Origin of the sequence: Paenibacillus sp. NFR01 (genome assembly GCF_900111565.1) — a bacterium.
In the GTDB taxonomy this organism is placed as follows: Bacteria; Bacillota; Bacilli; order Paenibacillales; family Paenibacillaceae; genus Paenibacillus_AQ.
Map to the genome: position 1 here is coordinate 129305 of NZ_FOIK01000006.1, position 24206 is coordinate 153510.

Genomic DNA, 24206 nt, shown 5'->3' on the forward strand with positions numbered 1-24206 from the left:
CGGCGCTCAGGTCCGCAGAGCGCCCCGCCCGCGGCACAGCCGCCGCTGCGCATGCCCGCTTACCGGGCATGCAGCCGCTCCCAGCGGAGCAGCAGCGCGTCCAGCTGCGGCACCGCGCGCGGGCGGTACGAGGTGATCGGGAACGAAGCCCCGATCAGCGCCCGCGCCTCCCCGATACCGGCCACCTCGCCGGTATGGATCAGCTGCACCGCGAGGTTGCCCAGCGCGGTGGCTTCCGTCGGGCCGGCCAGCACCTCGCGGCCGGTCAGATCGGCGGTCAGCTGGCACAGCAGACCGTTATTGGCGCCGCCGCCGACGATCTGCAGCACGTCGGCGGCGGCGCCGGTCAAGCGCTCCAGCTCTTGCAGATAGCTGCGGTAAGAAAGTGCCAGGCTGTCGAAGATGCAGCGGGCGATGGCCCCCGGCGTCTCCGGCACAGGCTGGCCGCTCTCTGCGCAGGCGCGGCGGATCTCGGCGATCATATCCGCCGGGTTGAGGAAGCGGTCGTCGTTGCAGGGAATCAGGCTGCGGAAGCCTTCGGCCTCCGCGGCCAGCTCCGCCAGCTCGGCGAAGCTGTACTGCTCCCCGAACAATCGCCGCACCTCCTGAATGAGCCACAGGCCCATGATGTTCTTCAGGAAGCGGTACGTGCCGAATGCGCCCCACTCGTTGGTATAGTTCGCTTCCATCGCTTCCGGGCTGTTGATCGGCCGGCTCAGCTCCACGCCGAGCAGCGACCAAGTACCGCTGCTGATGTAAGCGGCATGCCGCCCGGACCGGACCGGTACGCCCAGCACCGCCGAAGCGGTGTCATGCGTGGCGGCGATGACCAGCTCGCATTCCGGCAAGTCATATAACGCCATGAGCTCCGGCCGCAATCCGCCGAGTACCGTGCCCGGCTCGGTGAGCGCTGGGAACTGTCCGCGGCGCAAGGACAGCAGCTGCAGCAGCTCGTCGTCGAAATCGCGCGTCGCCAGGTTCAGCAACTGGGTCGTGGATGCGTTGGTGACTTCGATGATTTTGCGGCCGCTTAATCTATAGTAGAGATAATCCGGAACCATCAGAATCTGCTCCGCCCTCGCCAGCTCCTCGGGATCATGCGCATAAAGCTGGTACAGCGTGTTGAAATTCAGGCGCTGGATGCCCGTTTTGGCGTAAACGGCTTCCGGCGAAATCCGCGAAGCAACCTGCTCCATGACTCCTTCGGTCCGGCGGTCGCGGTAGGCATAGACCTCCTGCACCCGCTCGCCCCGCGCATCCAGCAGCACATAATCGACGGCCCAGGTGTCGATGCCCAGCGTGCAGCGGGCGATGCCTGCGGCTTTCGCCTTTTCCAGTCCGGCAATAATCTGCGCAAACAAATCATCGATATCCCAGAAACAGGAGCCATCCCGTTCGGTAAACCCGTTCTTGAAGCGGTGCAGCTCTTGCAGCTTAAGCACGCCGTCTTCTACTCTGCCGAGTACAAGCCGCCCGCTGGATGCCCCGATATCAACGGCGATATGATGGTTCATCATCGGAAATCTCCTTTTCAGTAAAAGGGGGTCACTCTCTCGTCCCCTACAAAATTTTGCGGAACAACGCGATAACTTCTTCCTTGGTCGGGATAAACGGATTGCCGGGCGCACAGGCGTCCTTCATCGAGTTCTCCGCCAGCAGGTCCAGATCGACTTCGTCCACGCCAAGCTCGGACAGCTTCTCCGGAATGCCGACTTCCTTGGACAGCGCCTTGATCGATTCGATCACGAATGCCGCGCATTCCTGATCCGTCTTGCCTGCGACCTGCAGACCGATCGCCTTGGCGATGCTGCGGAATTTCTCCGGCACGTATTTGGCGTTCTCTTCTTCCACGTACGGCAGCAGCATTGCGTTGCACACGCCGTGCGGCAGATCGTAGACGCCCCCGAGCTGATGGGCCATCGCATGCACGTAGCCGAGTCCGGCGTTGTTGAACGCCATGCCGCCCAGGAAGATCGCGTAGACCATTTGCTCGCGGGCTTCGATATCATGCCCGTTCTTGACCGTACGAGCCAGATTGCCGAAGATCAGCTCCACCGCGGCCAGCGCCGTTGCGTCCGTTACCGGATAAGCCCCCGGAGTCACCAGCGCTTCAATGGCGTGGGTCAGCGCGTCCATGCCCGTCGCCGCTGTCAGGGCGGCAGGTTTGTCGATCATCAGCTCGGGATCGTTGACGGAGATGGTTGCGAGGCTGTTTTTATCCACCATGACCATCTTGACCTTGCGCTCTTCGTCCGTAATGACATAGTTAATCGTCACTTCTGCCGACGTTCCCGCCGTTGTGTTGACCGCGATGATCGGCAGCGATTTGTTTTTGGATTTGTGCACGCCTTCATATTCCTTGATATGGCCGCCGTTGGTAGCGATGATGCCGATGCCCTTCGCCGTATCCTGCGGCGAGCCGCCGCCGATGGAGATCAGATAGTCGCAGCCGTTCGCATTCAGAAAGTCGACGCCGTCATGTACGTTTTTGCAGGTGGGATTCGGTTTCACTTCATCATACACGGCATATTCGATTCCGGCTTCATCCAGTACCGCCAGCAGCTTGCCGGCGATCCCGCTCTTCATCAGAAATTTGTCGGTAACTACCAGCGCCTTCTTCAGGTTCAGCTCCGCAATGTACGGACCGATATCCTTCAGACAGCCTTTTCCCATCATATTGATCGATGGAACATAAAAAACATGAGTGCTCATAACCTGACCAGCCTCCCAAGGCAATGTAGTGAAACCCCGGCTATCCCGCTTCTTTAAGGCTTCCCAGGTTGTGGCGCCTCGGGCTGGCCTTCGGGAACGTAGCGTGAGCCAACCAGCTTCCGGCATGACCCGGATACGCGCTGTCCTATGGGGGATAACCATCCTTATCGTAGCTCCGCAAATCTTTGTTGTCAACAAATAAAAGTTTAATTATGTTGTTTTTGTTGTATTAATGTCTGTTTTACAGAAAACAAAGCGTGCATTTGCATGTTTTTCTTATCCATATGTTGCAAACACAGATTTTCGCAGCTACACTTAAACCAGATTCTTCGGGAAAGGTGATTGCGATGCTGGCAGCGGAAAGACGCAAAAAAATTATCGATCTGGTTCATCAGGACAAGCGTGTGCTCGTCTCGGACTTGAGCCGCATGTTTGACGTTACGGAGGAGACGATCCGGCGCGATCTGGAGAAGCTGGAGAAGGACGGCATCCTCAGCCGCACCTACGGGGGCGCGATGCTGAACCGTCATACGAACGAGGATCTCCCTTTTGTCACCCGCAACGCCCTGAATACGGATATCAAACACAGTATTGCCCTTAAAGCGCTAGATTTGATCAAGGACGGCGATACGCTGATGGTCGACCCCAGTTCAACCTCCTTCGAATTCATCAAGCTGCTGGGCAACAAAAATAATTTGAGAGTCATCACGAATTCCATCAATATCCTGCATGAATTTTCGCGCTCCGGCATGGACATCGTATCCACCGGCGGCTCGCTGCGTCACCGCTCCCTGTCGCTGGTCGGCCCGGTTGCCCAGGAAACGCTGCGCCGCTACCATGTCGATGCCGCCGTCATCAGCTGCAAAGGGATCGACATGGAACGGGGCATTACCGATTCCAACGAACCGGAATGCGAGGTCAAAAAGGCGATGCTGCGCCAGGCGCAAAAAGTCATTTTGCTGGCCGACCATACCAAATTCGATCAAGTCGCTTTTACCGGACTGGCGGAGCTGCAGAATATCGACATTCTGATCACCGACCGCGAGCCTTCCGCGCAGTGGAGCAAACGGCTGGCCGAGCACGGCATTGAGGTCATCTATTGAACCTAAAAAAACGCATGGCTATGAGCCATGCGTTTTTTTAGAGCGGATTTCTGATGAAAAAAGACTGCTCCGTACAGCCGATCGCCGGCTTTGCGGGGCAGCCCTTGCCTAAGTTGATCCTAGTCCTAGGACGGCAGATCGGTCTGCTGCGCATTCATCATCCCCGCCCGCTGGTACGTTTCGCCCCATTTTCTCATCTCCAAAATAACTGGTACGAGCGTGCGGCCGAATTCGGTCAGGGAATACTCCACCTTCGGAGGCACCTGCTGGTATACCTCCCGATGCACGATGCCGTCCTCTTCCAGCTCGCGAAGCTGCAGCGTCAGCATCCGCTGGGTAATCGTCGGGCAGATCCGGCGGAATTCATTGAACCGCAGCGTGCCGTCGATCAGATGATAAAGCAGCACGCCTTTCCATTTCCCGCCGATGACATCAAGCGTAAATTCCACCGGGCAGCCCTCGGAATTCGGGCATTCGCCATATCCGCTTTTGCGGTTGCGCATTTCGATCCGCTCCTCACAGTATAAAAATGTATACTATACAACATTAATGTGCGTACTTATCATTTTGAAGTACATGATTTATATTGTCAATAAAGAAACGTTGCAGGCAGACTTGAAGCGGAAAAGTTCGCCCCAAACAAGCCGGCCTGCGCGATCCAAGGAGGAATTACCCATGACTACAGCAACGATGAAAGCGATTGGATTGTACGCGTATTTGCCGATTGAACGGGAAGACAGCCTGCAGGATGTCCTTGTGGACAAACCGGTTCCCACCGGTAAGGATATTCTGGTGAAGGTCAAGGCGATTTCCGTCAATCCCGTGGACGTTAAAATCCGCGCGCCGAAGGACCGGAAGGAATCGGCGCCGCGCATTCTCGGCTGGGATGTCGCCGGTGTCGTCGAGCAGGCCGGGCCGGAGGCCGTTCTGTTCAAACCCGGCGACGAGGTGTATTACGCCGGCAGCCTGGTGCGGCCCGGCGGCAACAGCGAGTTCCATCTGGTCGACGAGCGGATTGTCGGCCGCAAGCCGGCTTCCCTTAGCTTCGCGGAAGCGGCTGCGCTGCCGCTGACCGCGATCACCGCCTGGGAAGCGCTGTATGACCGGCTTGGCGTTTCACCGCAGCCGGAGAAGAACAAGGGCAAATCGCTGCTGATTATCGGCGCGGCCGGAGGCGTCGGCTCCATTGCCATTCAGCTCGCGAAGAATGCCGGGCTGACCGTAATCGGCACCGCATCCCGCCCCGAAACGGCGCAGTGGGCCCAAACGCTGGGCGCCGATTACACGATCAACCATTATGAAGCCTTTGGCCCGCAGCTTAATGCCCTCGGTGTACAAGAGGTTGAGTACATTCTGTGCCTTAACAGCACCGAAAAGCACTGGAAGAACATGGCTGAGGCGATCGCGCCGCAGGGCAAAATCTGCTCCATCGTAGAGACCGACGAACTGCTCGACCTGACGCTGCTCAAGAACAAAAGCGTCACCTTCGCCTGGGAGCTGATGTTCACCCGGTCCATGTACGAGACGCAAGATATGATCGAGCAGCATCGCCTGCTGAACGAGGTCGCCCGGCTTGCGGACGAAGGCATCGTGCGGACAACGGTAACTGAGAAACTGTCACCGATCAACGCCGCCAATCTGCGCAAAGCGCATGCGCTGCTGGAGACCGGCAGCACCATCGGCAAAGTGGTGCTGGAGCACTTCGAGTAACCGCCCGGCGGCTTGCCGCCCAGACGCGGCAACGGCCGGAGCTGAACGCTCCGGCCGTCTTTTTCATAGGGATAATGGAAAAATCCGCCCTTCCGCCTCTTTATTACGATAACCGGCCCGCAAAAGCCTCATACGGCCGCAGCGCCAGCTTGGCAAAATCCGCTGATTGGCGGTCGTAATTGCCGATGAGGATCTCTTCGGTCCGGCCCACAGCGGGCAGCGAAAGCGAAACCTCTTCCACCCCGAAGTTGGCAACCACGGCCCATGTCTCGCCCTCGTAACGGCGCAAGTACATAAACACTTGATCCGGCACGCCCTCCACCAGTTCAAATTCGCCCCAGACAATAATCGGGTGATTCCGGCGGAGCGCAATCAGCTTCCGGTAGCAGTGGAAAATGGAATCGGGATCGTCCAGGTTCGCCTGGACGTTGATCTCCTTATAGTTCGGATTGACATGCAGCCACGGCTCTCCGGCCGTGAAACCGCCGTTTGCCGAATCGTCCCATTGCATCGGCGTGCGGGCGTTGTCCCGGCCCTTGGCGTTGATGGAAGCGATGATGTCCTCTTTGGCGTAACCAAGCGCAAGACGCTCGCGGTACATGTTAACGCTTTCGATATCCTGGGCCTCGGAAATATCCGTGATCGGATAATTCGTCATGCCGATCTCTTCGCCTTGATAAATGTATGGCGTCCCTTTCATCAGGTGAAGCAGGATCGCGAGCATTTTGGCGCTCTCCCGGCGGTAGGCGCCGTCATCGCCCCAGCGCGAGACGATGCGCGGCAGGTCGTGATTGTTCCAGAACAGGCTGTTCCAGCCCTCGTCGCCGAGCTCGGTCTGCCACTTGGCCAGCACCTGCTTCAGCTCCGCGACGTCAAGCGGCTTCAGATCCCATTTGTCCTTGCCTTCCTGCTGGTCCAGGCCGACATGCTCGAACTGGAACACCATCGACAGCTCCTTCCGCTTCGGATCGGAATACAGCTTGGCGATGTCCGGCGTCGCCCCCCACGTCTCGCCGACTGTCAACACGTCATGCTTGCCAAAGGTCTCCCGGTGCATCTCCTGCAAATATTCATGCAGCTTTGGACCGTTCCCCGTAATGCCCTGATCGGGAATTTTGCCGACCAGATCAATGACGTCCATGCGGAAGCCGCCGACGCCCTTATCCAGCCAGAAGTTCATCATGTCCCATACTTCCTGCCGCACCCGCCCGTTCTCCCAGTTGAGATCCGGCTGCCTGCGGCTGAACAGATGCAGGTAATACTGCCCGCTGTCTTCGTCCAGTTCCCAGGCCGACCCGCTGAACGTCGATCGCAGGCCGTTCGGCACATCCCCGTTCACCGGGTCGCGCCACACGTAGTAGTCGCGGTACGGGTTGTCTTTTCCCTTGCGGGCTTCGATGAACCATGGATGCTCATCGGAGGTGTGGTTGACGACCAAATCCATAATAATCCGGATGTTCCGGGCTTTGGCCTCGGCGATCAGCTCGTCCATATCAGCCATCGTGCCGAACTCGTCCATGATATCCTGATAGTCGCTGATGTCGTAGCCGTTGTCGTCGTTCGGTGATTTATACACCGGACTGAGCCAGATCGCCGTGATGCCAAGCTGCTCCAAATAATCGAGGCGGTTGATGATTCCCCGCAGATCGCCGACGCCGTCCCCGTCGCTGTCCTGGAACGAACGGGGGTATATCTGATAAATCACCGCAGTGTGCCACCATTTCGAATTCACACTCTCACTCCTGTTCCTTGTATTTGACGACCAGCATCGTCCATACTTTCAGGCACGGCAGCGCAATTTGGGCCGCCAAACCCTGCTCATGTCCGGCAATCGCATATTCAGGATCACGCACGCCGCCGTCTTCCTCATCCGGACTGGCCGTATAAATGCGCTCGACCGGATGCTCCAGCAGGACAGTGCAAACGATACCATCCTGCGGTTCCGGACGCTGCCGCTTGCCGTGCTCCCAGTAGTCGTCCTCCAGGCCGGCAAGGTTGATCAAATGCACTAGCATATATCCCGGCATTCGTTTCACGATGGTCCAGACAGAGCCGGCCTCCCCGTTCGGGGCGAATGTCGGCGCGTTTTTTCCCTGAAAGCTGATTTCCGTGTTTACGCCTCCCGTATACGTATACGAGACGTCCTCCAGCGCCGGATGATGCAGCAGCGTGCCGAATCGTACGATGAAATCATAATACCTTCTGGCCTCAAGTGCAAACGTTTGTTGCATTTCGGCGTAATCGGGATAATACGGCTTTGTAAGCATTCCGCGTTCTTCTCCCAGCAGCAGATGATAGCCCCCGCTGGCGAAGATCGTCGCCATGGTCATCACGGCGCCGTTCTCGGCCCATTCGGGATCATTGCCGGCCGGCGGATAGAAGGAAGGCAAATAGGCCGACAAGATGACCGGCTTGGCGGGATTCAGCATCCGGGCATTGTCGATCAGCGCCTTCAGCTCCCGGAGATGGATGACCGGCGGCCATACTTCGATATAAATGGCCTCCTGGTCGGCGCAAGCCGTTGCGGCTACCGGGTAATTGCCCACGTTGTTGAAGATCAAACCGGCCTCCGGATCGATCTCCGTCACGGCGGCTTTCGTCCGGTCGATCAGGGCCGGATAACACTCGGCCAGATCCACGGGCTCCTCCTGTCCGCCGATGCGGCGGACCGCTTTTTTGGGGAAGCCGTACTGGTCCATATGGATGCCGTCGAAGCCGGCCTTCACGGCCTTGGCAAATTCCCCGACGATATGATCGGTCCACGGGGACCCGGGAGTAATGTCCATAATATAGAACAGATCGATCAGCTGGAACGGTTCACCGCTGCGCTGGTAGAGCCCCCATTCGGGGCGCCCCGCCAAAAAATCCTTGAGTCCCGCATACACCGCCCCGTAAGCCATGGCCGCCATCCCTTTGCCGTGAACGGCGGACAGCTTCTCCAGCACGACCCGGTAAGACATCGTCCGGCCCATCGGATCGGTAAATTCATCCCCTTCCGGGATGAGATCATCGTGCCGGTACATCCAGTCGTAGAACTGGATGACGTTCAGGTGGAATTTGTTCATGCTCTCCACGTCGCGCAGGTCTCCCGCCTCTCCGGAGCGGAAATCGCTCAAGAAGCCGTAACGCGGCGCGCGCCGCCAGTGGTCGGCAATGTCGTAGGCAGTGGAAGCCGCTCCCAGCCGTTCACCGTCCAGCAGCACGGCGACATCCGCCCCGTAGCCCGCCCACTCCGTCTCCTCCAGGAACAAAGGAACCGTCACTTGTACTCTTTCGCCCTTGCCCGCCGCAACGCGCAGCTTATCTGCGTAAACCGGACGCTCCAATTTATGAAATGCCACCTGTATTTCCAGAACCGCGTCCTCCGCGGTCTCCAGTTCAACCAGCAGATTTCCCGGCTGCCCCGGCCGGTATTGCGCACGATCCGGATAGGCATCCAAATGAATTAACGGTGTTATCAGCATTACAATCACTCCATTTCTTTTCATATAAGGGTTTGTGTAAAAGAAAGGGGCATAACCGCAAGGATTACACCCCTCTGCTGCCTATGGGCTTGCCCTGCTGATCCTTGCAGCGGGGCCATGCCGTTTATTTTTTGCCGCTCAACGCAAGCCAGGCGTCCAGCTGCTTCTGCGCTTCGGCAATGACCTTGTCGGCTCCCGCCGCCTTCTGTTTCTCCAACAGCTTCGGCAGGTTCTCTTCAGGATCGAGCTGGCCGGACTTCAGGCCGTCTACGAACGCCTTGTTGGCGTTGTCGATCGAGATCAGCTCGTTCTTCACCGGCTCCGGATCAAAAACAAAGCCGAAGATCCGCGAGGGGTTGGCGGAGACGATCTGGTTGAATTTTTCATAGTTCTGGTATTTGTTCGGATCTTCGCCGACACGGGTGTAGTTCAGCATCTGGTTGCCGATCTGCCACATAATATCATGATAATAGCCTACGTTATCGATGGTCTTGCCCTCCGGCAGCGCGATCTGGCCGTCTTTCAGCACATAATGCGTATCCTTGATCCCGAAGTTGAACAGCGTAAGAAGTTCCTTGTCCTTGAAGAAAAGATTGAGCAGCATCATGGCGCGTTCCGGGTCCTCGGAGGTTTTGGAGATGGATTGCATCGTCGCCGTCATTTTCCCGGTTTGCAGCCGGTCGATGTTCAGCGGAATCTGCAGCATCTCCCGGTTGGCCTTGATCGAGCCATTCGGCGAAAGCGTCGCCTTGCCGATCTCCATGTCCGCCACAATATCCATGTCGCCGACGAAAGCGAACCCTTTGCCCGCCTGCAGCTTCTTCCAGGCGTCCAGCCCCGGCGTCAGGGCGTCCTTGTTGATATAGCCTGCCTTATACCACTTGCTGGTCAGCTTGGCCAGCTCCATGTAACGCGGCGTCGTAAACGAATTGATCACCGTGTAGTCGTCGGGAGCGGTGCCCACCGCATTGATGGCGGCGATGCTGGAGATGGAATCCAGATTGCCGGAGGAATAGTAGGCCTCCAGCGGGAAGCTTGGCGCCACCAGCGGGGTAATGCCAGGCTCCTTCTCCTTGATGGTCTGGAGCATCGGCTCCAGCGCCTCAACCTTGCCGGACTTGAGCCCGCTGAGATCGAACTGGTATTTGTCGACCAATTCCTTGTTCAGGTACACACCTTGCGTTCCGCCCAGCTCCTGATGGGTGTGGATGCCGTAAAGCTTGCCGCCGCGTTTGGCGGGCTCATGGTAATCCTTCTCCACCGCTTCGATGTCGGGGCCGTATTTCGCCAGCAGATCGTCCAGCGGGAGCAGCGCTCCCTTGGTCACCTGCTGCTGGAAGCCGAGCCAATCGGCCGTGAACAGCAAATCGAATTTTTCCCCGGAAGCCATCATGAGATTGGTTTTGTCGCTCCAGGCTCCCCAGTCGATCGGGTTCAGCTTTACCGTCATGTTTAATTCCGGGTACTGCTGCTTCAAATAATCGTTCATGGCCTGCTGCACCTGGTCGCTGTCCTTCTGCGGCGCATCGGGGAACACCATGACGACCTCGTAAGGCTTAAGGCTGGATGTCCCGGCTGACGCTGTCTGCGACGCGCCCGGCGTGCCGTTCCCGCCTTTACCGGACGCCCCGCTGTTATCCGAGCTTCCGCATCCGGCGACAAGCGCGGATGTCAGCAGCAGCGACGATAATACAACCGAACTTTTATTGATCCATTTCATTCCAATACAACCTCCCTGGGATATATCATGTCTCTCTGTTGCTATACTAATCCGGCTCCGCCGGGATCAGCCTTTAACCGCACCAACCGTCAAACCTTTGACGAAATACTTCTGCAGGAACGGGAAGACGAGCACCAGCGGACCGATAGCGATCATCGCCATCGCCATGCGGATCGATTCCAGCGGCGTCGTCACCTGCGCCGTCGAGCTGTACGCCTTGTTGGCAATCGTCTGCAGGAACGAAGCGTTCATCAAGGTTTTGTTCAGCAGATACTGCAGCGAGAAGAGCTTTTCGTTCTGGATGAACACCAGGCTGGTGAACCAGTCGTTCCAGTACGATACCGTGATAAACAGGCCGATGGTCGCCATGACGGGCAGCGACAGCGGCAGGATGATGCTGAAGTAGGTGCGGAATTCGCCGGCCCCGTCGATCTGGGCGGAGTCGATCAGCGAAGGCGGGATGCTGTTCGTAAAAAACGTCCGCATAATGATGACGTTAAATCCGCCGATCAGTCCCGGAATAATGAGCGCCAGCAGCGTATCCTGCACATGCAGAAAACGCGTATACACGAGATACCAGGGAAGCAATCCCCCAGAGAACAGCATCGTGATCAGAATGTAGAAGCTGAGCGCGCCCCGCAGCGGGAACTCGCGCCGCGACAGCGAGTAGGCCAACGCCGAGGTCACGAACAGGCTGACGACGACGCCGACCAGGGTGACGAAGACCGACACGCCGTAGGCCCGGAGGATTTTATCGGCGTCGCTGATCAGATACCGGTAAGCCACAAGGCTGAACTTGCCCGGCCAGAAGCTGTATCCATGCGCCGTTACCCAATCCTCGTCGGCCAGCGAAATCATCAGCACCAGCCAGAACGGAATCAGGCAAGCCAGGCTGAATAGACCAAGGACGACGAGAATGAGCGGATGAGTCCGCTTTTTGATCATCATTTTTCACTCCAAACCGTGTTTTTCACGTTATTATGCGAACTCAGAACAGCGCATTCTCCCGGCTGAACCTGCGTACGATCAGATTGACCGACAGCACTAGAACGAAGCCGACGACCGATTGCAGCAGGCCCGCGGAGGAAGCAAGCCCGGTATCGCCGGTCACCATCAGGGCGTTATAGACGTAAGTGTCGATGACGTCCGTTGTCTCCTTCAGCATGCCCGAGGCCATCGTGGCCTGATAGAACAGGCCGAAATCCGCATTGAAGATGCGTCCGATCGCCAGCAGCGTCATGATGATAATGACGGGGGAGATCAGCGGAATGGTGATTTTGGTCATCTGCTTCCAGCGGCCGGCGCCGTCGATGACGGCGGCTTCGTAGTATTCGGAGTCGATGCCGACGATCGCCGCCAGATAGACCACTGCGGAGTACCCGACGTTTTTCCACGCGTTGACTACGGTCAGAATCCACGGCCAATGCTGCGCTTCGGCATACCAGTTGATCGGCTCCCGGCCGAGCGGCTCCAGAATGAACTTGTTCGCGAAACCGAGCTCCGGATTCAGGAAGCCGTACACGACATAGCCGACGATGACCATCGAGATGAAATTCGGAATGATGACCGTGCTCTGAAAAAACTTGGACGCGATCTTGTTCTTCACCTCGTTCAGCAGAATCGCCAGCAGCACCGCCAGCGCCGTGTTGAGCACCAGAAAGCTGACATTGTACAGCAGCGTGTTCTTGATAATCAGCCAGGCATCGTTCGAAGCAAACAGGAATTTGAAGTTATCCAGCCCGTTCCAGCGGCTCCCCCAGATCCCGTCCGTATAATTCAAGTCTTTGAATGCCAGAAAAATACCGAACATCGGCAGATAGTTGTTAATGAACATCAGCACAATCCCCGGCAATGCCAGAACGATCAACGCCCGGTACTTCCAGAGCCCGGCTCTCTTTTTCTTCGCGCGCGTTACGGGCGCCAGCGTCCTCGGCGCTTCTACCACAGCCATATGCCCACCTTCTTCGTTTGGATATGGCTTTATTGTAGCCCCGCTGCGGCATCCGGCCCGCCGTTTTTGTAACCTTAATTCATTCCTTTTGTGACTTTCCGGTATTCCTGCGGATTGACGTCGAACTGCTTGCGGAACATTTTGGTGAAATGGGAAAAGTTGCTGTACCCCACCTGCTGGGCGACGGCGCTGACCGTCATGGCGGTATGGTCCAGCAGATGGCGGGCACGGTTCATTTTGGCGGTGATCAAAAAATCGATCAGGCTCTGGCCCGTCTCCTTCTTGAACAGCCGGGACAGATACGCGGGGTTCAGCCCGACATAGCCGGCGACGCTCTCCCGGGAGATGTTCTCCTCCACATTCTGCTCGATGTAGCGGATGGAACGCTGAATGGCTCCGTCCGCCGCCTCCCCCGCAAACGCCGCCTCCATCACCGCCGTCGCCAGCCCTTCGGCCCAGTGCTTATATTGGCGCAGCCCGCGGACCGGAGCTGCGGCCCAATCGGAGAAGCCGGGCACTTCGCTGGCGCTGACGCCCTTCACCTGCAGTACATGGTACACGATCTGCATCGTGTCCTGGCGAACCGTATCCAGCTGCCGGCCCTGCAGGCACGGACGTTCCTCCAGCTCGGCGACGAGACGATGGATATAGGCGATGGCCGCCTCCCGTTCGCCGTTCAGCATCAGCGGAACGAGTCCCTGCACCTCAATGTCCTGCGGCACGGCGGTATCCGCCGTCCGCTGCGGCTGAGAGACATACAGCAGCACGGGCGACGTCCGGACCACGTTGTTGCGCTCCATCGCTTTGAGGCCCTCGCACAGCTCCGGCAGTTCCTGAAGCGGACGGAACGCGCCGACATAGCAGGTGACGGAGCAATAGAAAAAGCGGCGGCAGGCTTCCACGAACCGTTGTCCCGTATCCAGCAGCTCGCGCGGCCCCCGGGAACGGGACCGGTTCTCTTCCCCATTCCCGCCGTCCGCATACAGCAGTGCGAACAATACGCCGCTCTCGTCCGCGACCACCTCGCCGCGGCGGTTCTCCAGCCAAATCTCCTCTGCCGCTTTCTTGACGGCGTATTCCATGATCTCCTGGTCGCGGCCGTCCAGAGGCTTGCTCCATTCCTCGATGCTGATCAGTACCGGCAGCGCTTGATCATCGGCGACGAGTCCGACGCCGGCCTCCGCCAGCCCGCGTTCCAGAAAATCGCCGAACCCGAGTATGCGGCGGGACAGCAGATCCTGCCAAAAGCGCTCGATCCGGCGCGGCTGATCTTTTTGCCACAGCTCGCGGTATTTGCGGTACATCACGTTATAGCTCCGCTGGTCCTCTTTTTCGCGCACGGCCGCCAGCATTCCCTCGACCGCCGCCGACAGCTCGTCCCGGTCCACCGGCTTGAGCAAATAATCGAAGCTTCCGAGACTGACCGCTTTTTTAGCGTAAGCGAACTCGGAGTGGCAGGTCAGAAACAGCGACTCGGTCTGCGGGTAATGCTCCCGGACCCAGCCCACCAGCGACAGGCCGTCTTCATCGGGCATTTCGATATCGCAGATCAGGAGATCGATCCGCTCCCGCTCCATAATGGCTCTGGCTCCGTCGGCCCCGTTTGCCGTATGGACGCATTCGATGCCCAGCTCGCTCCAATCGCGGCAGTGCAAAATTCCTTCGACCGCGAATTCCTCGTCATCTACAATCAGCATTTGCACCATCGTCTAGTCTCCTTTCGCGTATTGGACAGGCAGGGTCAGCTTGACCCGCAGCCCCGAAGGCTCGTTGCCGCCGAAGACCAGGCTGGCCTGCTCCCCGTAACGCATCAGCATGCGCTTGCGGACGTTCCAAATTCCGATATGCTTCTCTTCCGAAGCGGGCTGGTATCCCGGAGCATTCAGCTCCAGCAATCGTGCGCCGTCCATGCCTTTTCCGTTGTCCGCCACTTCGATGACCATCCGCCCGTCTTCTCCGGGAGCCGCCTCAATCGCCAACCGGAAGACCTCCCCTTTCAGGCTGATGCCGTGAATCATCGCGTTCTCCACGAACGGCTGCACGGTCAGCGATGGAATGTAGGCATGGCGTAGCTCTTCGGACAGCTCGATCGAGAAATCGAAGGAATCGCGGTAGCGCAGCTTTTGGATTTCCAGGTAATTGCGGATATGCTCGAGCTCCTGCTCCAGCGTGATGCTGCTGTCCTTGGCCTGGAGCATAAAGCGGAAATATTGCACCAGATGGCGTACGGTTTTCTTCACAAGCTCCACCCGCTGCAAATCCGCCAGCTGATAGATGATGTTGAGCGTGTTCAGGAAAAAATGCGGGTTGATCTGCGTCTGCAGATGCTTCAGCTCCGCTTTCTGCGCGTTCAGCCGTTCCTCGTAAACGTCGATCTTCAGATGCTGGATTTCGTTCACCATGCTGTTGAACGCCTGGTTCAGCGCCTGGAATTCCACCACATTGGAATCCGGCAGCTTCGTCTCCATCGCTCCGTCCCGAATGCGGTGGATGCCCCCGAGCAGGTTCAGGATCGGCCGGATGACGATCCGCCGGAAGTAATAGAGATAGAACAGAAGAATGAGCAAGATCAGAAAAGGCAGTGCGTTAATCACCGTCTGGAACATATTGAGCCCGCGCAGCAGCTCCGAATTGGGAATCACGACGGCAAGGTTAATCCCCAGCGCCGGCGACTGGCTGGAAACGACGAACAGCTTCTCTCCGTTATGGGAGAACGAAAACGAGGAGCGCTGCTTCATCCGCTCGCCCGGCAGCCGGAACCCGGTCCCCAGCGACGGCGAGGTACGGGTCAGCACGTTGCCGTCGTTGTCGACGATCAGAACGTCGCCGCCTGCCTGCAGGTCGAGATTGCCCAGCGGGGAGCGGAGCGAATCCAGCCGGATCAGCGCCCCGATATACGTCGGATGGTCCAGGGCGTTGCCGACGGTCCGGTTCAGATAGTAGTCGCCTCCGATCCGGACGATGGTCCACTTGTATTGCAGACGGCCCAAGCGGTCCGAATCGTTCACCGCATCCGTAATCCATGAACGGATCTCGTCCATATACGCCTCCGTCGACCCCAGTACGTTGGACAGCGTCAGCGACTGGTTGGGGCCGGAATACAAGTAGAACAGATCCACGCTATGATAATAGGCCTGATAGGATTGGTTGCGCTGCATGATCCCCATCCGGGCAAAATAATACTCGGAGTCTGTCAGGCCGCTGCGTCCGAACTTTTGAAAATTCTCGTCATGGTCGACAATGTCCACCAGGTTAATCGTAATGTCCTCCAGGCTGTTCTCCATCATCTTCAGATTGGAATTCACCAGGTTCTGGTAAGATCGGGACACCTGGGCCAATACGACATCCTTGGCGTAATATCCCGCCGCGAACAGCACCGCCAGCAGCGGGATCGTTATGGCGGCGAACAGCTGCACCAGGCGCCGGCCCAGCGTTTTTTTTCGGGATTTCATCTTTGGTCCTTTCCCGCCGCCGGGCATCCGCCTAACCGCGCGATTAATAAATCTGATTATAAACCCAGATTCCTAGAATGGGCCAGCTTGAACGCTGCTGGTGATAAACGCCTTTCCCGGACAGGCCAAAAACCCCCTCCGGGCAAACCGCGGACAGCGCTTGTCGGATGCTGAACGCTGCCGCCGTCCGCCTAAAGGGGGAGAACCGACGTATGGTAATATCGTTATTCTCGCTGCCGACCCGCTGGGGATGGATACGAGTTATTGTATGCGCATGTTCAAACAGACCTACGGCATCACGCCGAAACCATACGCCAAACGCTGATCAGCGATCCAGCATTCCCAGCAGCTCGCGGTACCCGGACAGCAGCGCATCGTCGGTGACGGGCACGCCGGAGCGGAAGTACCGGATATCGCCCGTGCCCGCTCCCGGCTCGCCTAGTTCTTCCAATATGCGCTTCAGATTTTTGGCCGTCCCGGCCGCACCTGAAATGATGTCCACCTTCTCCGGAAACAGCCCCCGGATCACTGGCTCAAAGTACTGAAAATGAGTGCAGCCGAGCACGACGGTCCCGAATTGGCCCAGATCAAACGGTGCAAGAGCTTCGCGTAAATAAGGCGCCACCCGCTCCTCGTCGAACACGAAGTCTTCGGCCAGCCGGACCAAACCCGGCAGCGCCAGGCTCTCCACCAGATCCTCGTGGCCTACTTTACGTACCAAATCATGATACTTGCGCTCGTTTAGCGTCAGCGAAGTCGCCAGGACCAGCACTTTTTTATGCGTACCCTCCGCCTTCCGCACCGCCGGCTTCACTGCCGGTTCAATCCCGAGAATGGGAAAATCGTATTTCTGGCGCAGCTCCTCCACTACGACGCTCGTCGCCGTATTGCAGGCCAGCACCAGCGCCTTGACGCCCTGCCCGACGATAAACTCGGCCGCATCCAGTATATATTGCCGCACCTCCTCCTTCGGCTTTTCGCCGTAAGGCACATGCAGCGTATCCGCATAAAAAATGTAGTCCTCCCCGGGCAAAATGCGCAGCGCTTCATGAAGCACCGTCAACCCGCCGATCCCCGAGTCAAAAAATCCGATCCTCACTGCTTACCACTTCCTCTTATCGTTTAACGACCGACCCGATATTTCCTATCTTATTCAGCCGGCCGGCCCGTGTGCGTCAACCTGATCGTCCTTCTGAAGAAACCTGTCAGACAGGCCGTATCCATTTTAACACAACTCGGACGGTCCTGTTGCGGGAGCCGGAGAACGGAGGCAATATGTCTTGGCATTAGCGATCTTGCATGAGCCCCAACGCAAAAAACGGCAACGCCGTTATCACACGGGCTGCCGTCTGCAATTGTTCATCCGATGAAATATCCTTACGCGTGAAGCTCGAACACCGATTTCAAATCCCGGCTGACCGGGCTGTTGTCCGGATTCGTGTCCATAATATCCTTCATGTAGGCCCACCAGCGCTTGCAGACCTCCGTGCCGGACACTTCCGCCCAGCGCTCCTCGTCTTCGACCTCCAAATAAGCAAATAACAGATCGCTGGCTTCATCGAGAAAAATCGAATAATGGATGACGCCGTGTGCCAGCAGCATCTCTTTCATCTCCGGCCACAGCTCATCATGCCTGCGGCGGTATTCCTCGTGGCTATCGCTGAACACCTTCATTACCGATGCTTTGCGGATCATGGGATAATCGGCCTCCTGTCGGATTCGGGTAAGGTACGGCTTCCGTGTCCCATCCATTGTAGCAAAAGGCTCAACCTTTGCGCAGTACCAGTTCGTACACCGGCACGGCCGATATGTTCCCCAGCTCGGCGATGAGTTCAGCCGCATTTTCGCTCCAGCCGGCCATCGTTGTATTGCTGCTGACGACGCTGCCTCTGCGGATCGGGGAAATGTAGAGGTACATCCCGTCCTGCACCAGCCGCTCGGAGAACCGCTTGAGTCCGATCTCCCAGGTTTTTCCGTTGCTGAAATTGTCATTGATCAGCTCGCCGTCGATAAAGGCATAGCCGATGTCCCCGGCATATTCGATTTGCAGCAGCGCTTCCTTGATGCCGGTAAAGGCATCTTCCGGGAACGCCAGCACCGCTTTGTCGTTCTTCACCCGCTTCAGCTCAAAGCGGAGGTCCTTCTGCGGAAGGCGGAAACGGTAAACGGCGAAGATCCCGTCTTGCGCCCGTTCCACCCGTTCGCCGCCCGTCAGCGCGCCCAGCGGCGCTTCCCCGCCGAAATCCGGGAACACGCGCAGCACCGTCTCTTCGCTGCCGGTCACTTCGAGCTTCAGCTCATCGCCCGAGACCAGCAGGCTTGCGCTGGTCAGCAGCAGCCGCTCCCGCCCCCAGACTTCGGTCTGCCAGAAGCTCAAGCTTTCCTCATCGCTCAAGGTCAACAGAGAAACCCGCTGTCCAGTTGCCGTCGTCAGGCGAATCGGCGCGCCGATACCGGCGTCCGGCCGCAGAATCGTCAGCGTTCCCACTTCGCGGACGTCTGCCGCACCGTTCACCACGCCGGCCAGCGTTGCCGTCTCCAGCGCATATTCGGCCGGCATCCCTTTCGGAGCGACAAACACGTAATAAATATCGCCGTCCGCCTCCATCCGCGTGACCAGCTGGGCTGTCGCAGATTTAAGCTTCACGCCGTCCAGGTCGAAGTTGTACGGCAGCATGGCATATCCGTCTTTGCCGAGCCGCAGCGGACCCTCGGCCGGAAAGCGGATTTCTTCCGAGACGGTCTGCACGGTGACTCCGCCCGGAATCAGCAGGTCATGCGTCACGGCATGATCCTGATAATTGTTCAGGAACAAGAGTCCCGAGCCGTCCGCCGCGCGGACCGCATACCGCAGCGTGTCGACATCGTGCGGGTCCATCTGCGATGTATCCCCGGGCAGAACCGTTTTCGTGCGGCAGAACCACTCTTCAAAAGCCCGGAAAAAATAATGCTGCAGGCGCGTCCGGTGATACGATTCGCGAACCTGCCCGAACTCGCCGATGCAGGCATTGAAGTCGTACGAGATCTTCGGCGTCGCCAGATCGTTCAGGAACACATCCCGCTTGCCGGTCGGGTTGGAGCCGCCGTGGTACATGTAATAGCCGATCAGGTTGCAGCCTTCGGCGGTCTTGATGCCGGTCATCGCCGGAACGCTGATATACGGGAAGTCGAACCGGTAGCGGTAAAACGGCGTCATGCCCCCGCCCATTTCGCAGCAGGCGTACGGATAATCCTCGGGCGTATATTCCGGCTCAAAATTGTAGCTCCGCGGAATTTCGTTATTGTGCTTGTCCCGGAAAATATATTCCGGCGTCGCCGGATGCTCCTTCATCTCGCCGAAGCGGTCATGCTCGTAATAGATCCACGGCCAATGGGAGTATCCGCCCCACAGCGGCAGCATTTCTTCCGCCGGAGCCGAAGCGCCGCCCCATGCGGTGCACGTATAAAACGGCGTATCGAGCCCCGCGGCAATCGCCATCTCCTTCAGCTTCAGCATATGGGCTTCGCCGTCATGCCCCTGGGTCATCCACTCGTTGCTGATGCCCGTCGTCAGTGCCCATTGCGCCGCCGAGTGGCGGTGCTCGTTCTCGATCTGCGTGCCAATCACCGGGCCGCCGTCCTTGTACAGGAGCCCCTGTACCTGCATGCTGATCTGCGCATATAGCACGTCGACGTATGCCAGATAGGCTTCATCGTTCGATCTCACCTCGAACGGCCGTCCGAACAGCCAGTCCGGCATTCCGCCGTTGCGCATTTCGCCGTGGTCGAACGGGCCGATACGGATGATGACGTACAGCCCGTGCCGCGCGCACAGCTCGATAAACCGGCGGAGGTCGCGGCGGCCCGTCCAGTCGAACTGCCCCTGAATCTCTTCATGCACATTCCAGAAGATGTATGTAGCGATAATGTTGACGCCGCCCATCTTCATTTTGAGAATTTCGTCCTCCCAGAACCGTTCGTCGTACCTGGAATAATGGAATTCGCCGCAAATGCCGAAATACGGTTTACCGTTCTTTTCCATATAATAATTGCTGAAACCCAGCCGCTCGCCTGCGGGATTAACGCCCGTCATGCGGCTTTTTGCCGGGATTATATTCTTGCGGTCATCGCTGGCATCGATCCGGTATTCGCTCAAGTGCCACACCCTCCATACTTGTAATCGCCTTCATTTTCTCCATTGTACCTGCGCTTCTATAAGAATCCAATGAACGAAATGCGGGAAGTGATGGACGATCTTCGGATACGCTCCGCTACCCCCCGTCCCTTCCCAGCAACTTTTTATACGCGCCGGGCGTTATGCCGGTATGCTTCTTGAACACCTCGTTAAAGTGCTTGAGATCTTTGTAGCCGACCTTCTCGGCAACGGCGATGATTTTGTCGCCGCCGCTCTGCAGGAGATGGCAGGCCTCTTCGATCCGCAGCTTTTGCGTATATTCCGAAATCGTCATGCCCGTATGATCCTTGAACAGGCGGCAGAAATACGTCGGACTGAGGAACGACTGGGAGGCCAGCTCGTTTAACGTTGCGCCGATGGCATAGTTCGCTTTAAGGTACTGTTTCGATTTTTCGATCCATGCGGCATGGGGAGACAGCGCGCCGGCGGGTTGGCCCGAGGATTTTTTCAGAGACCGGAAAATCGTAATGAGCAGCTCGATCAGGTACGCCCGCAGCAGCTCGATGTATCCGTCGTCTTGGCGGGTAAATTCGGCCAGCATTTTCTGATACACGGATTCGATCAAGCGGTTCCCGCCGCCGAGGATTTTCAGATCATCGATATGTCCGGCCTCCAGCGCAAAGATCGAATGGAACGACAAGTAATGAATCACGTCGGCGAACTCCCGGTAATCCAGCAGATTGACGTCGATAAAATCCGGTTTGAACACGCAGTTATACACCATCAGCGGCGCCGCCCCGGGATCATCGAGCGATCGAAACTCGTGGGGAACATGGTAGTTGATGAGAAAAAGATCGCCTGCGCATACCTCGTATTGCTTATCTCCCAGGATATGAATGCCCGTGCCGGAAGCCACGTACGATATTTCAATAAAATCATGTTCATGCCGGTGCGGCGTAGCCGGTTCGCTGACATAGTTCATGTATATGGAATCCCCATGATTAAAAAAATGCTCGCCGGTGTCGCGGTATACCGGAACGTCGTTCATAAAATTCACCCCTCACCATAGCAAAATCCCCCCCAGAAAGCGGCGCGGCCGGAACCTATAATGAAGATGCCGGAGCCACTGAAACTGCTCCACATTGTAACCCGGAACGTCCAAAATTCAAAGCGGACTTCTCCGCGCAAAGGAGTTAAAACACATTGAACATTACGGATCTGAAATGCAATCGCATCGTTAATCCGCTCGGGTTCGCCATGACCCGGCCCCGACTGAGCTGGATTACGGAGACAGAGCAAGCAACCGTGCAGCTCGCCTGCCGCGTGCAGGTCGCTTCCGACGAAAGCTTCCGGCATCTGCTCCATGACAGCGGCCGGCGCGAGGACATCGACAGCCTTGGCTACGAGCCGGATTTGCGGCTCACGCCGCGAACCCGCTACTTCTGGAGAGTGCAGGTATGGTCCGACCTTGGCGACGCCATCAGCCCGCCCGCCTGGTTCGAGACCGCAAAGATGGATGAGCCTTGGGCGGGCCAGTGGATTACGCCGGACCTTGGCCCCGAAATTCATCCTATCCTCCGCCGGAGCTTTACGCTCGCCGGGGACATTGCCGAAGCGCGGCTCTACATCAGCGGACTGGGCTTGTACGAGGCGGAAATTAACGGGGTTAAGGTTGGCGGCGAGGTGCTTACGCCCTATTGCAACAGCTATAACAACTGGATTCAATACCAAACCTTCGATGTCACCGCTCTGCTGGCCGAAGGCGGCAATGCCATCGGGGCGATGCTCGGCAACGGCTGGTACAAAGGCCGGTTCGGCTTCACCGGCAAACCCGGCGGCAACTACGGCGACCGTTTTGCTTTGGTGTGCGAGCTGGTTGTGCGGTTTGCGGACGGCACCGAGCAGCGGATCGTCACCGACGAAGGCTGGAAAGCAGCGCCTTCGCATATTCTGGAGAGCAGCATCTATGACGGCGAGGTGCAGGATGCGGGCCGATTTTCGGCCGGTTGGTCCGCCTTCGGGACAGACGACGCCGGATGGAGCGGCGTGCGCCTGGCCGGCATCGATCCCGGCCTGCTGGAGGCGCGGCGTAGTCTACCCGTGGTCATCAAAGAGACGCTTGCGCCCGTACAGGTCCTGCACACCACGAATGGTGAAACCGTGCTCGACCTGGGGCAAAACATGGTCGGCTGGCTCCGCTTCAAGGTCCATGCCCCCGCGGGGCAGCGCATTTATCTGCAATATGGCGAAGAAATGCAGAACGGCTGCTTTTACCGGGAGAACCTGCGTACAGCCAAAGCGGAGTTCACCTATATTTCGAACGGACAGCCGGCCGAAGTGGAGCCACTCTTTACCTTTTACGGCTTCCGTTACGTGAAGGTGGAGGGCTGGCCCGGCGAAGTCCGCGCCGAGGATTTCACCGGCTGCGTCGTGTATTCCGATCTGGAACAGACGGGGCATATCGAAACCTCCGATCCGAAGCTCAACCGCCTTTTCCTGAATGCGCTTTGGGGGCAAAAAGGCAATTTCCTCGACGTACCGACGGATTGCCCGCAGCGCGATGAGCGGATGGGCTGGACGGGAGACGCCCAGGTCTTTAGCGGAACGGCTTGCTTCAATATGGACGCCGATGCGTTTTACCATAAGTTTATGTACGACCTGGCCAAAGAGCAGGCCTGGATCGGCGGCGGCATCGTTCCCCATTTCGTGCCCACCTTCGGCATGGCTCCGAAGCAGGGCATCGGCTTTGATTCCGGCGGCTCCTGCGCCTGGTCTGAAGCCGCGACCGTCATTCCGTGGAACCTGTATCTTCATTATGGGGATACCGCGATTCTGGAGCAACAGCTGGATAGCATGAAGGACTACGTCGACTTCATCCGCAGGCAGGATGACGGCGGCCGGCTGTGGAATACCGGCTTCCATTTCGGGGACTGGCTTGCGCTGGACGGACAAGGCGATTTCGCCGTCTACGGCGGCACGCCGACCGACCTGATCGCCACCGCCTACTACGCTTATTCCGCCGGACTTGCCGCCAAGGCAGCCAAGGTGCTGGGCAAAAATGAGCTGGCGGCGGAATATGCGCAGCTGGCGGCGGAAGTGAAGGAAGCTTTCTGCGCGGAATTCGTCTCGCCGCGGGGACGGCTGTGTGCCGATACCCAGACCTCTTATGTCCTTGCCCTGTTCATGGACCTTGTGCCGGAATCGTTTCGTCCGCGGATCGTAGAGTCGCTCCGGGGCAATCTGGAGCGCAACAACTATTACCTCAAGACCGGCTTTGTCGGCACGCCGTATTTATGCCGGGTATTGTCCGAGAACGGCCATAATGATCTGGCCTACCGGCTGCTGCTGAACGAGGAGTTTCCGAGCTGGCTGTACGCCGTGAACCTCGGGGCGACAACCATCTGGGAGCGCTGGAATTCGCTGCTCCCGGACGGATCGTTCGGCGATCTCGGCATGAACTCGCTGAACCACTACACCTACGGGTCCATCGTCGAGTGGATGTACCGCAACATGTGCGGCTTGCAGCCGCTGGAGCAGTCCCCCGGCTTCCGGCGCATCCGCCTCGCGCCGCAGCCCGACGCCCGGCTCGGCTACGCCAAAGCCTCCATCAAAACCGCGGCGGGGCTCTACGAGAGCGCCTGGCGGTATGCGGAGGACGGGCTTGGGCTGCATTACGACTTCCGCATTCCGTTCAATGCTCAGGCTGAGCTGGAACTGCCGTCGGAGGCGGCCAACGTGCGGATCAACGGCAAAGCGCTTGCCGATTGCGGGTTGGAGTACTCCGGGCAAGACGGCCGGGTACGCATTCTGCTGCGTGCCGGCCGGTACGAGGTGGCTCATCCGGTGAACGGATAGATCACTCTACTAGCATTTCCAGCGAACGGGGTACAGTACCTGTCCCCTAGGAGCTTAACGGACCTGAGCGCCGTTATTTGCACAAGAACAGGCTTTTCCAGGGTTTAACGGACACCAGAGCCGTT

17 protein-coding genes are annotated in these 24206 nt (G+C 58.0%); 3 read left to right on the forward strand and 14 right to left on the reverse strand.

What is annotated here, in order from left to right; genetic code table 11:
• Positions 1-59: 59 nt before the first annotated feature.
• Together rhaB and BMW84_RS21110 are read right to left on the reverse strand one after the other, a co-directional pair.
• Complete coding sequence (rhaB, locus tag BMW84_RS21105; protein WP_091071915.1) at positions 60-1514, reverse strand: rhamnulokinase; 1455 nt, start codon at positions 1512-1514, stop codon at positions 60-62.
• A gap of 46 nt (positions 1515-1560) precedes the next feature.
• Positions 1561-2712, reverse strand: coding sequence for an iron-containing alcohol dehydrogenase (locus BMW84_RS21110; protein WP_091071777.1), 1152 nt, complete (start codon positions 2710-2712; stop codon positions 1561-1563).
• Between the two features lie 347 nt (positions 2713-3059).
• Between BMW84_RS21110 and BMW84_RS21115 the strand changes: the two genes are divergently transcribed.
• A complete protein-coding gene (locus tag BMW84_RS21115) occupies positions 3060-3815 on the forward strand; it encodes a DeoR/GlpR family DNA-binding transcription regulator (RefSeq protein WP_091071778.1) in 756 nt (251 codons plus the stop codon).
• Positions 3816-3940: 125 nt separating this feature from the next.
• On the opposite strand, the gene BMW84_RS21120 is transcribed toward BMW84_RS21115, so the two are convergent.
• Complete coding sequence (locus tag BMW84_RS21120; protein WP_091071779.1) at positions 3941-4318, reverse strand: winged helix-turn-helix transcriptional regulator; 378 nt, start codon at positions 4316-4318, stop codon at positions 3941-3943.
• A gap of 172 nt (positions 4319-4490) precedes the next feature.
• Between BMW84_RS21120 and BMW84_RS21125 the strand changes: the two genes are divergently transcribed.
• Positions 4491-5525, forward strand: coding sequence for a zinc-binding alcohol dehydrogenase family protein (locus BMW84_RS21125; RefSeq protein WP_091071781.1), 1035 nt, complete (start codon positions 4491-4493; stop codon positions 5523-5525).
• Between the two features lie 103 nt (positions 5526-5628).
• On the opposite strand, the gene BMW84_RS21130 is transcribed toward BMW84_RS21125, so the two are convergent.
• From BMW84_RS21130 to BMW84_RS21180, 11 genes are all read right to left on the reverse strand, one after another.
• Complete coding sequence (locus BMW84_RS21130; protein ID WP_091071782.1) at positions 5629-7257, reverse strand: glycoside hydrolase family 13 protein; 1629 nt, start codon at positions 7255-7257, stop codon at positions 5629-5631.
• Positions 7258-7261: 4 nt separating this feature from the next.
• Entirely contained in the window at positions 7262-8989 is a 1728-nt protein-coding gene (locus BMW84_RS21135) for a glycoside hydrolase family 66 protein (protein ID WP_175498957.1), read from the reverse strand.
• Positions 8990-9113: 124 nt separating this feature from the next.
• Positions 9114-10709 (reverse strand): ABC transporter substrate-binding protein, encoded by a 1596-nt coding sequence (locus BMW84_RS21140; RefSeq protein WP_091071785.1) that lies wholly within the window; start codon positions 10707-10709, stop codon positions 9114-9116.
• A gap of 66 nt (positions 10710-10775) precedes the next feature.
• On the reverse strand, positions 10776-11654 hold the full coding sequence (locus BMW84_RS21145) for a carbohydrate ABC transporter permease (RefSeq protein ID WP_091071787.1): 879 nt from the start codon (positions 11652-11654) through the stop codon (positions 10776-10778).
• A 43-nt stretch (positions 11655-11697) separates the two neighbouring features.
• Complete coding sequence (locus BMW84_RS21150; protein WP_091071788.1) at positions 11698-12660, reverse strand: ABC transporter permease; 963 nt, start codon at positions 12658-12660, stop codon at positions 11698-11700.
• A 74-nt stretch (positions 12661-12734) separates the two neighbouring features.
• Positions 12735-14366 (reverse strand): response regulator transcription factor, encoded by a 1632-nt coding sequence (locus BMW84_RS21155; RefSeq protein WP_091071790.1) that lies wholly within the window; start codon positions 14364-14366, stop codon positions 12735-12737.
• 3 nt (positions 14367-14369) lie between these two features.
• Positions 14370-16112 carry a sensor histidine kinase gene (locus tag BMW84_RS21160; RefSeq protein WP_091071792.1) on the reverse strand — a complete coding sequence of 581 codons (1743 nt, stop codon included), beginning with the start codon at positions 16110-16112 and terminating at the stop codon, positions 14370-14372.
• A gap of 325 nt (positions 16113-16437) precedes the next feature.
• On the reverse strand, positions 16438-17211 hold the full coding sequence (gene murI / locus BMW84_RS21165; RefSeq protein WP_091071793.1) for a glutamate racemase: 774 nt from the start codon (positions 17209-17211) through the stop codon (positions 16438-16440).
• A 278-nt stretch (positions 17212-17489) separates the two neighbouring features.
• Complete coding sequence (gene rhaM / locus BMW84_RS21170; protein ID WP_091071794.1) at positions 17490-17807, reverse strand: L-rhamnose mutarotase; 318 nt, start codon at positions 17805-17807, stop codon at positions 17490-17492.
• A 70-nt stretch (positions 17808-17877) separates the two neighbouring features.
• Positions 17878-20247 carry a beta-galactosidase gene (locus tag BMW84_RS21175; protein ID WP_175498959.1) on the reverse strand — a complete coding sequence of 790 codons (2370 nt, stop codon included), beginning with the start codon at positions 20245-20247 and terminating at the stop codon, positions 17878-17880.
• A gap of 115 nt (positions 20248-20362) precedes the next feature.
• Positions 20363-21274: a helix-turn-helix domain-containing protein gene (locus BMW84_RS21180; RefSeq protein WP_091071796.1), complete on the reverse strand. Its 912-nt coding sequence runs from the start codon at positions 21272-21274 to the stop codon at positions 20363-20365.
• A gap of 155 nt (positions 21275-21429) precedes the next feature.
• Here BMW84_RS21180 and BMW84_RS21185 point away from each other — a divergent pair, with 155 nt between their 5' ends.
• Positions 21430-24081, forward strand: a complete 2652-nt coding sequence (locus BMW84_RS21185; RefSeq protein ID WP_091071797.1) for an alpha-L-rhamnosidase — start codon at positions 21430-21432, stop codon at positions 24079-24081.
• Positions 24082-24206 lie beyond the last annotated feature (125 nt).

What these genes read in the sequence shown, in the direction of transcription:
- BMW84_RS21180 (WP_091071796.1), bottom strand. Translation starts at nt 21,274, where the DNA reads ATGAACGACGTTCCGGTATACCGCGACACCGGCGAGCATTTTTTTAAT.
- BMW84_RS21155 (WP_091071790.1), bottom strand. Translation starts at nt 14,366, where the DNA reads ATGGTGCAAATGCTGATTGTAGATGACGAGGAATTCGCGGTCGAAGGA.
- BMW84_RS21120 (WP_091071779.1), bottom strand. Translation starts at nt 4,318, where the DNA reads ATGCGCAACCGCAAAAGCGGATATGGCGAATGCCCGAATTCCGAGGGC.
- BMW84_RS21145 (WP_091071787.1), bottom strand. Translation starts at nt 11,654, where the DNA reads ATGATCAAAAAGCGGACTCATCCGCTCATTCTCGTCGTCCTTGGTCTA.
- BMW84_RS21140 (WP_091071785.1), bottom strand. Translation starts at nt 10,709, where the DNA reads ATGAAATGGATCAATAAAAGTTCGGTTGTATTATCGTCGCTGCTGCTG.
- BMW84_RS21150 (WP_091071788.1), bottom strand. Translation starts at nt 12,660, where the DNA reads ATGGCTGTGGTAGAAGCGCCGAGGACGCTGGCGCCCGTAACGCGCGCG.
- rhaM (WP_091071794.1), bottom strand. Translation starts at nt 17,807, where the DNA reads ATGATCCGCAAAGCATCGGTAATGAAGGTGTTCAGCGATAGCCACGAG.
- BMW84_RS21160 (WP_091071792.1), bottom strand. Translation starts at nt 16,112, where the DNA reads ATGAAATCCCGAAAAAAAACGCTGGGCCGGCGCCTGGTGCAGCTGTTC.
- BMW84_RS21110 (WP_091071777.1), bottom strand. Translation starts at nt 2,712, where the DNA reads ATGAGCACTCATGTTTTTTATGTTCCATCGATCAATATGATGGGAAAA.
- rhaB (WP_091071915.1), bottom strand. Translation starts at nt 1,514, where the DNA reads ATGAACCATCATATCGCCGTTGATATCGGGGCATCCAGCGGGCGGCTT.
- BMW84_RS21135 (WP_175498957.1), bottom strand. Translation starts at nt 8,989, where the DNA reads ATGCTGATAACACCGTTAATTCATTTGGATGCCTATCCGGATCGTGCG.
- BMW84_RS21125 (WP_091071781.1), top strand. Translation starts at nt 4,491, where the DNA reads ATGACTACAGCAACGATGAAAGCGATTGGATTGTACGCGTATTTGCCG.
- BMW84_RS21115 (WP_091071778.1), top strand. Translation starts at nt 3,060, where the DNA reads ATGCTGGCAGCGGAAAGACGCAAAAAAATTATCGATCTGGTTCATCAG.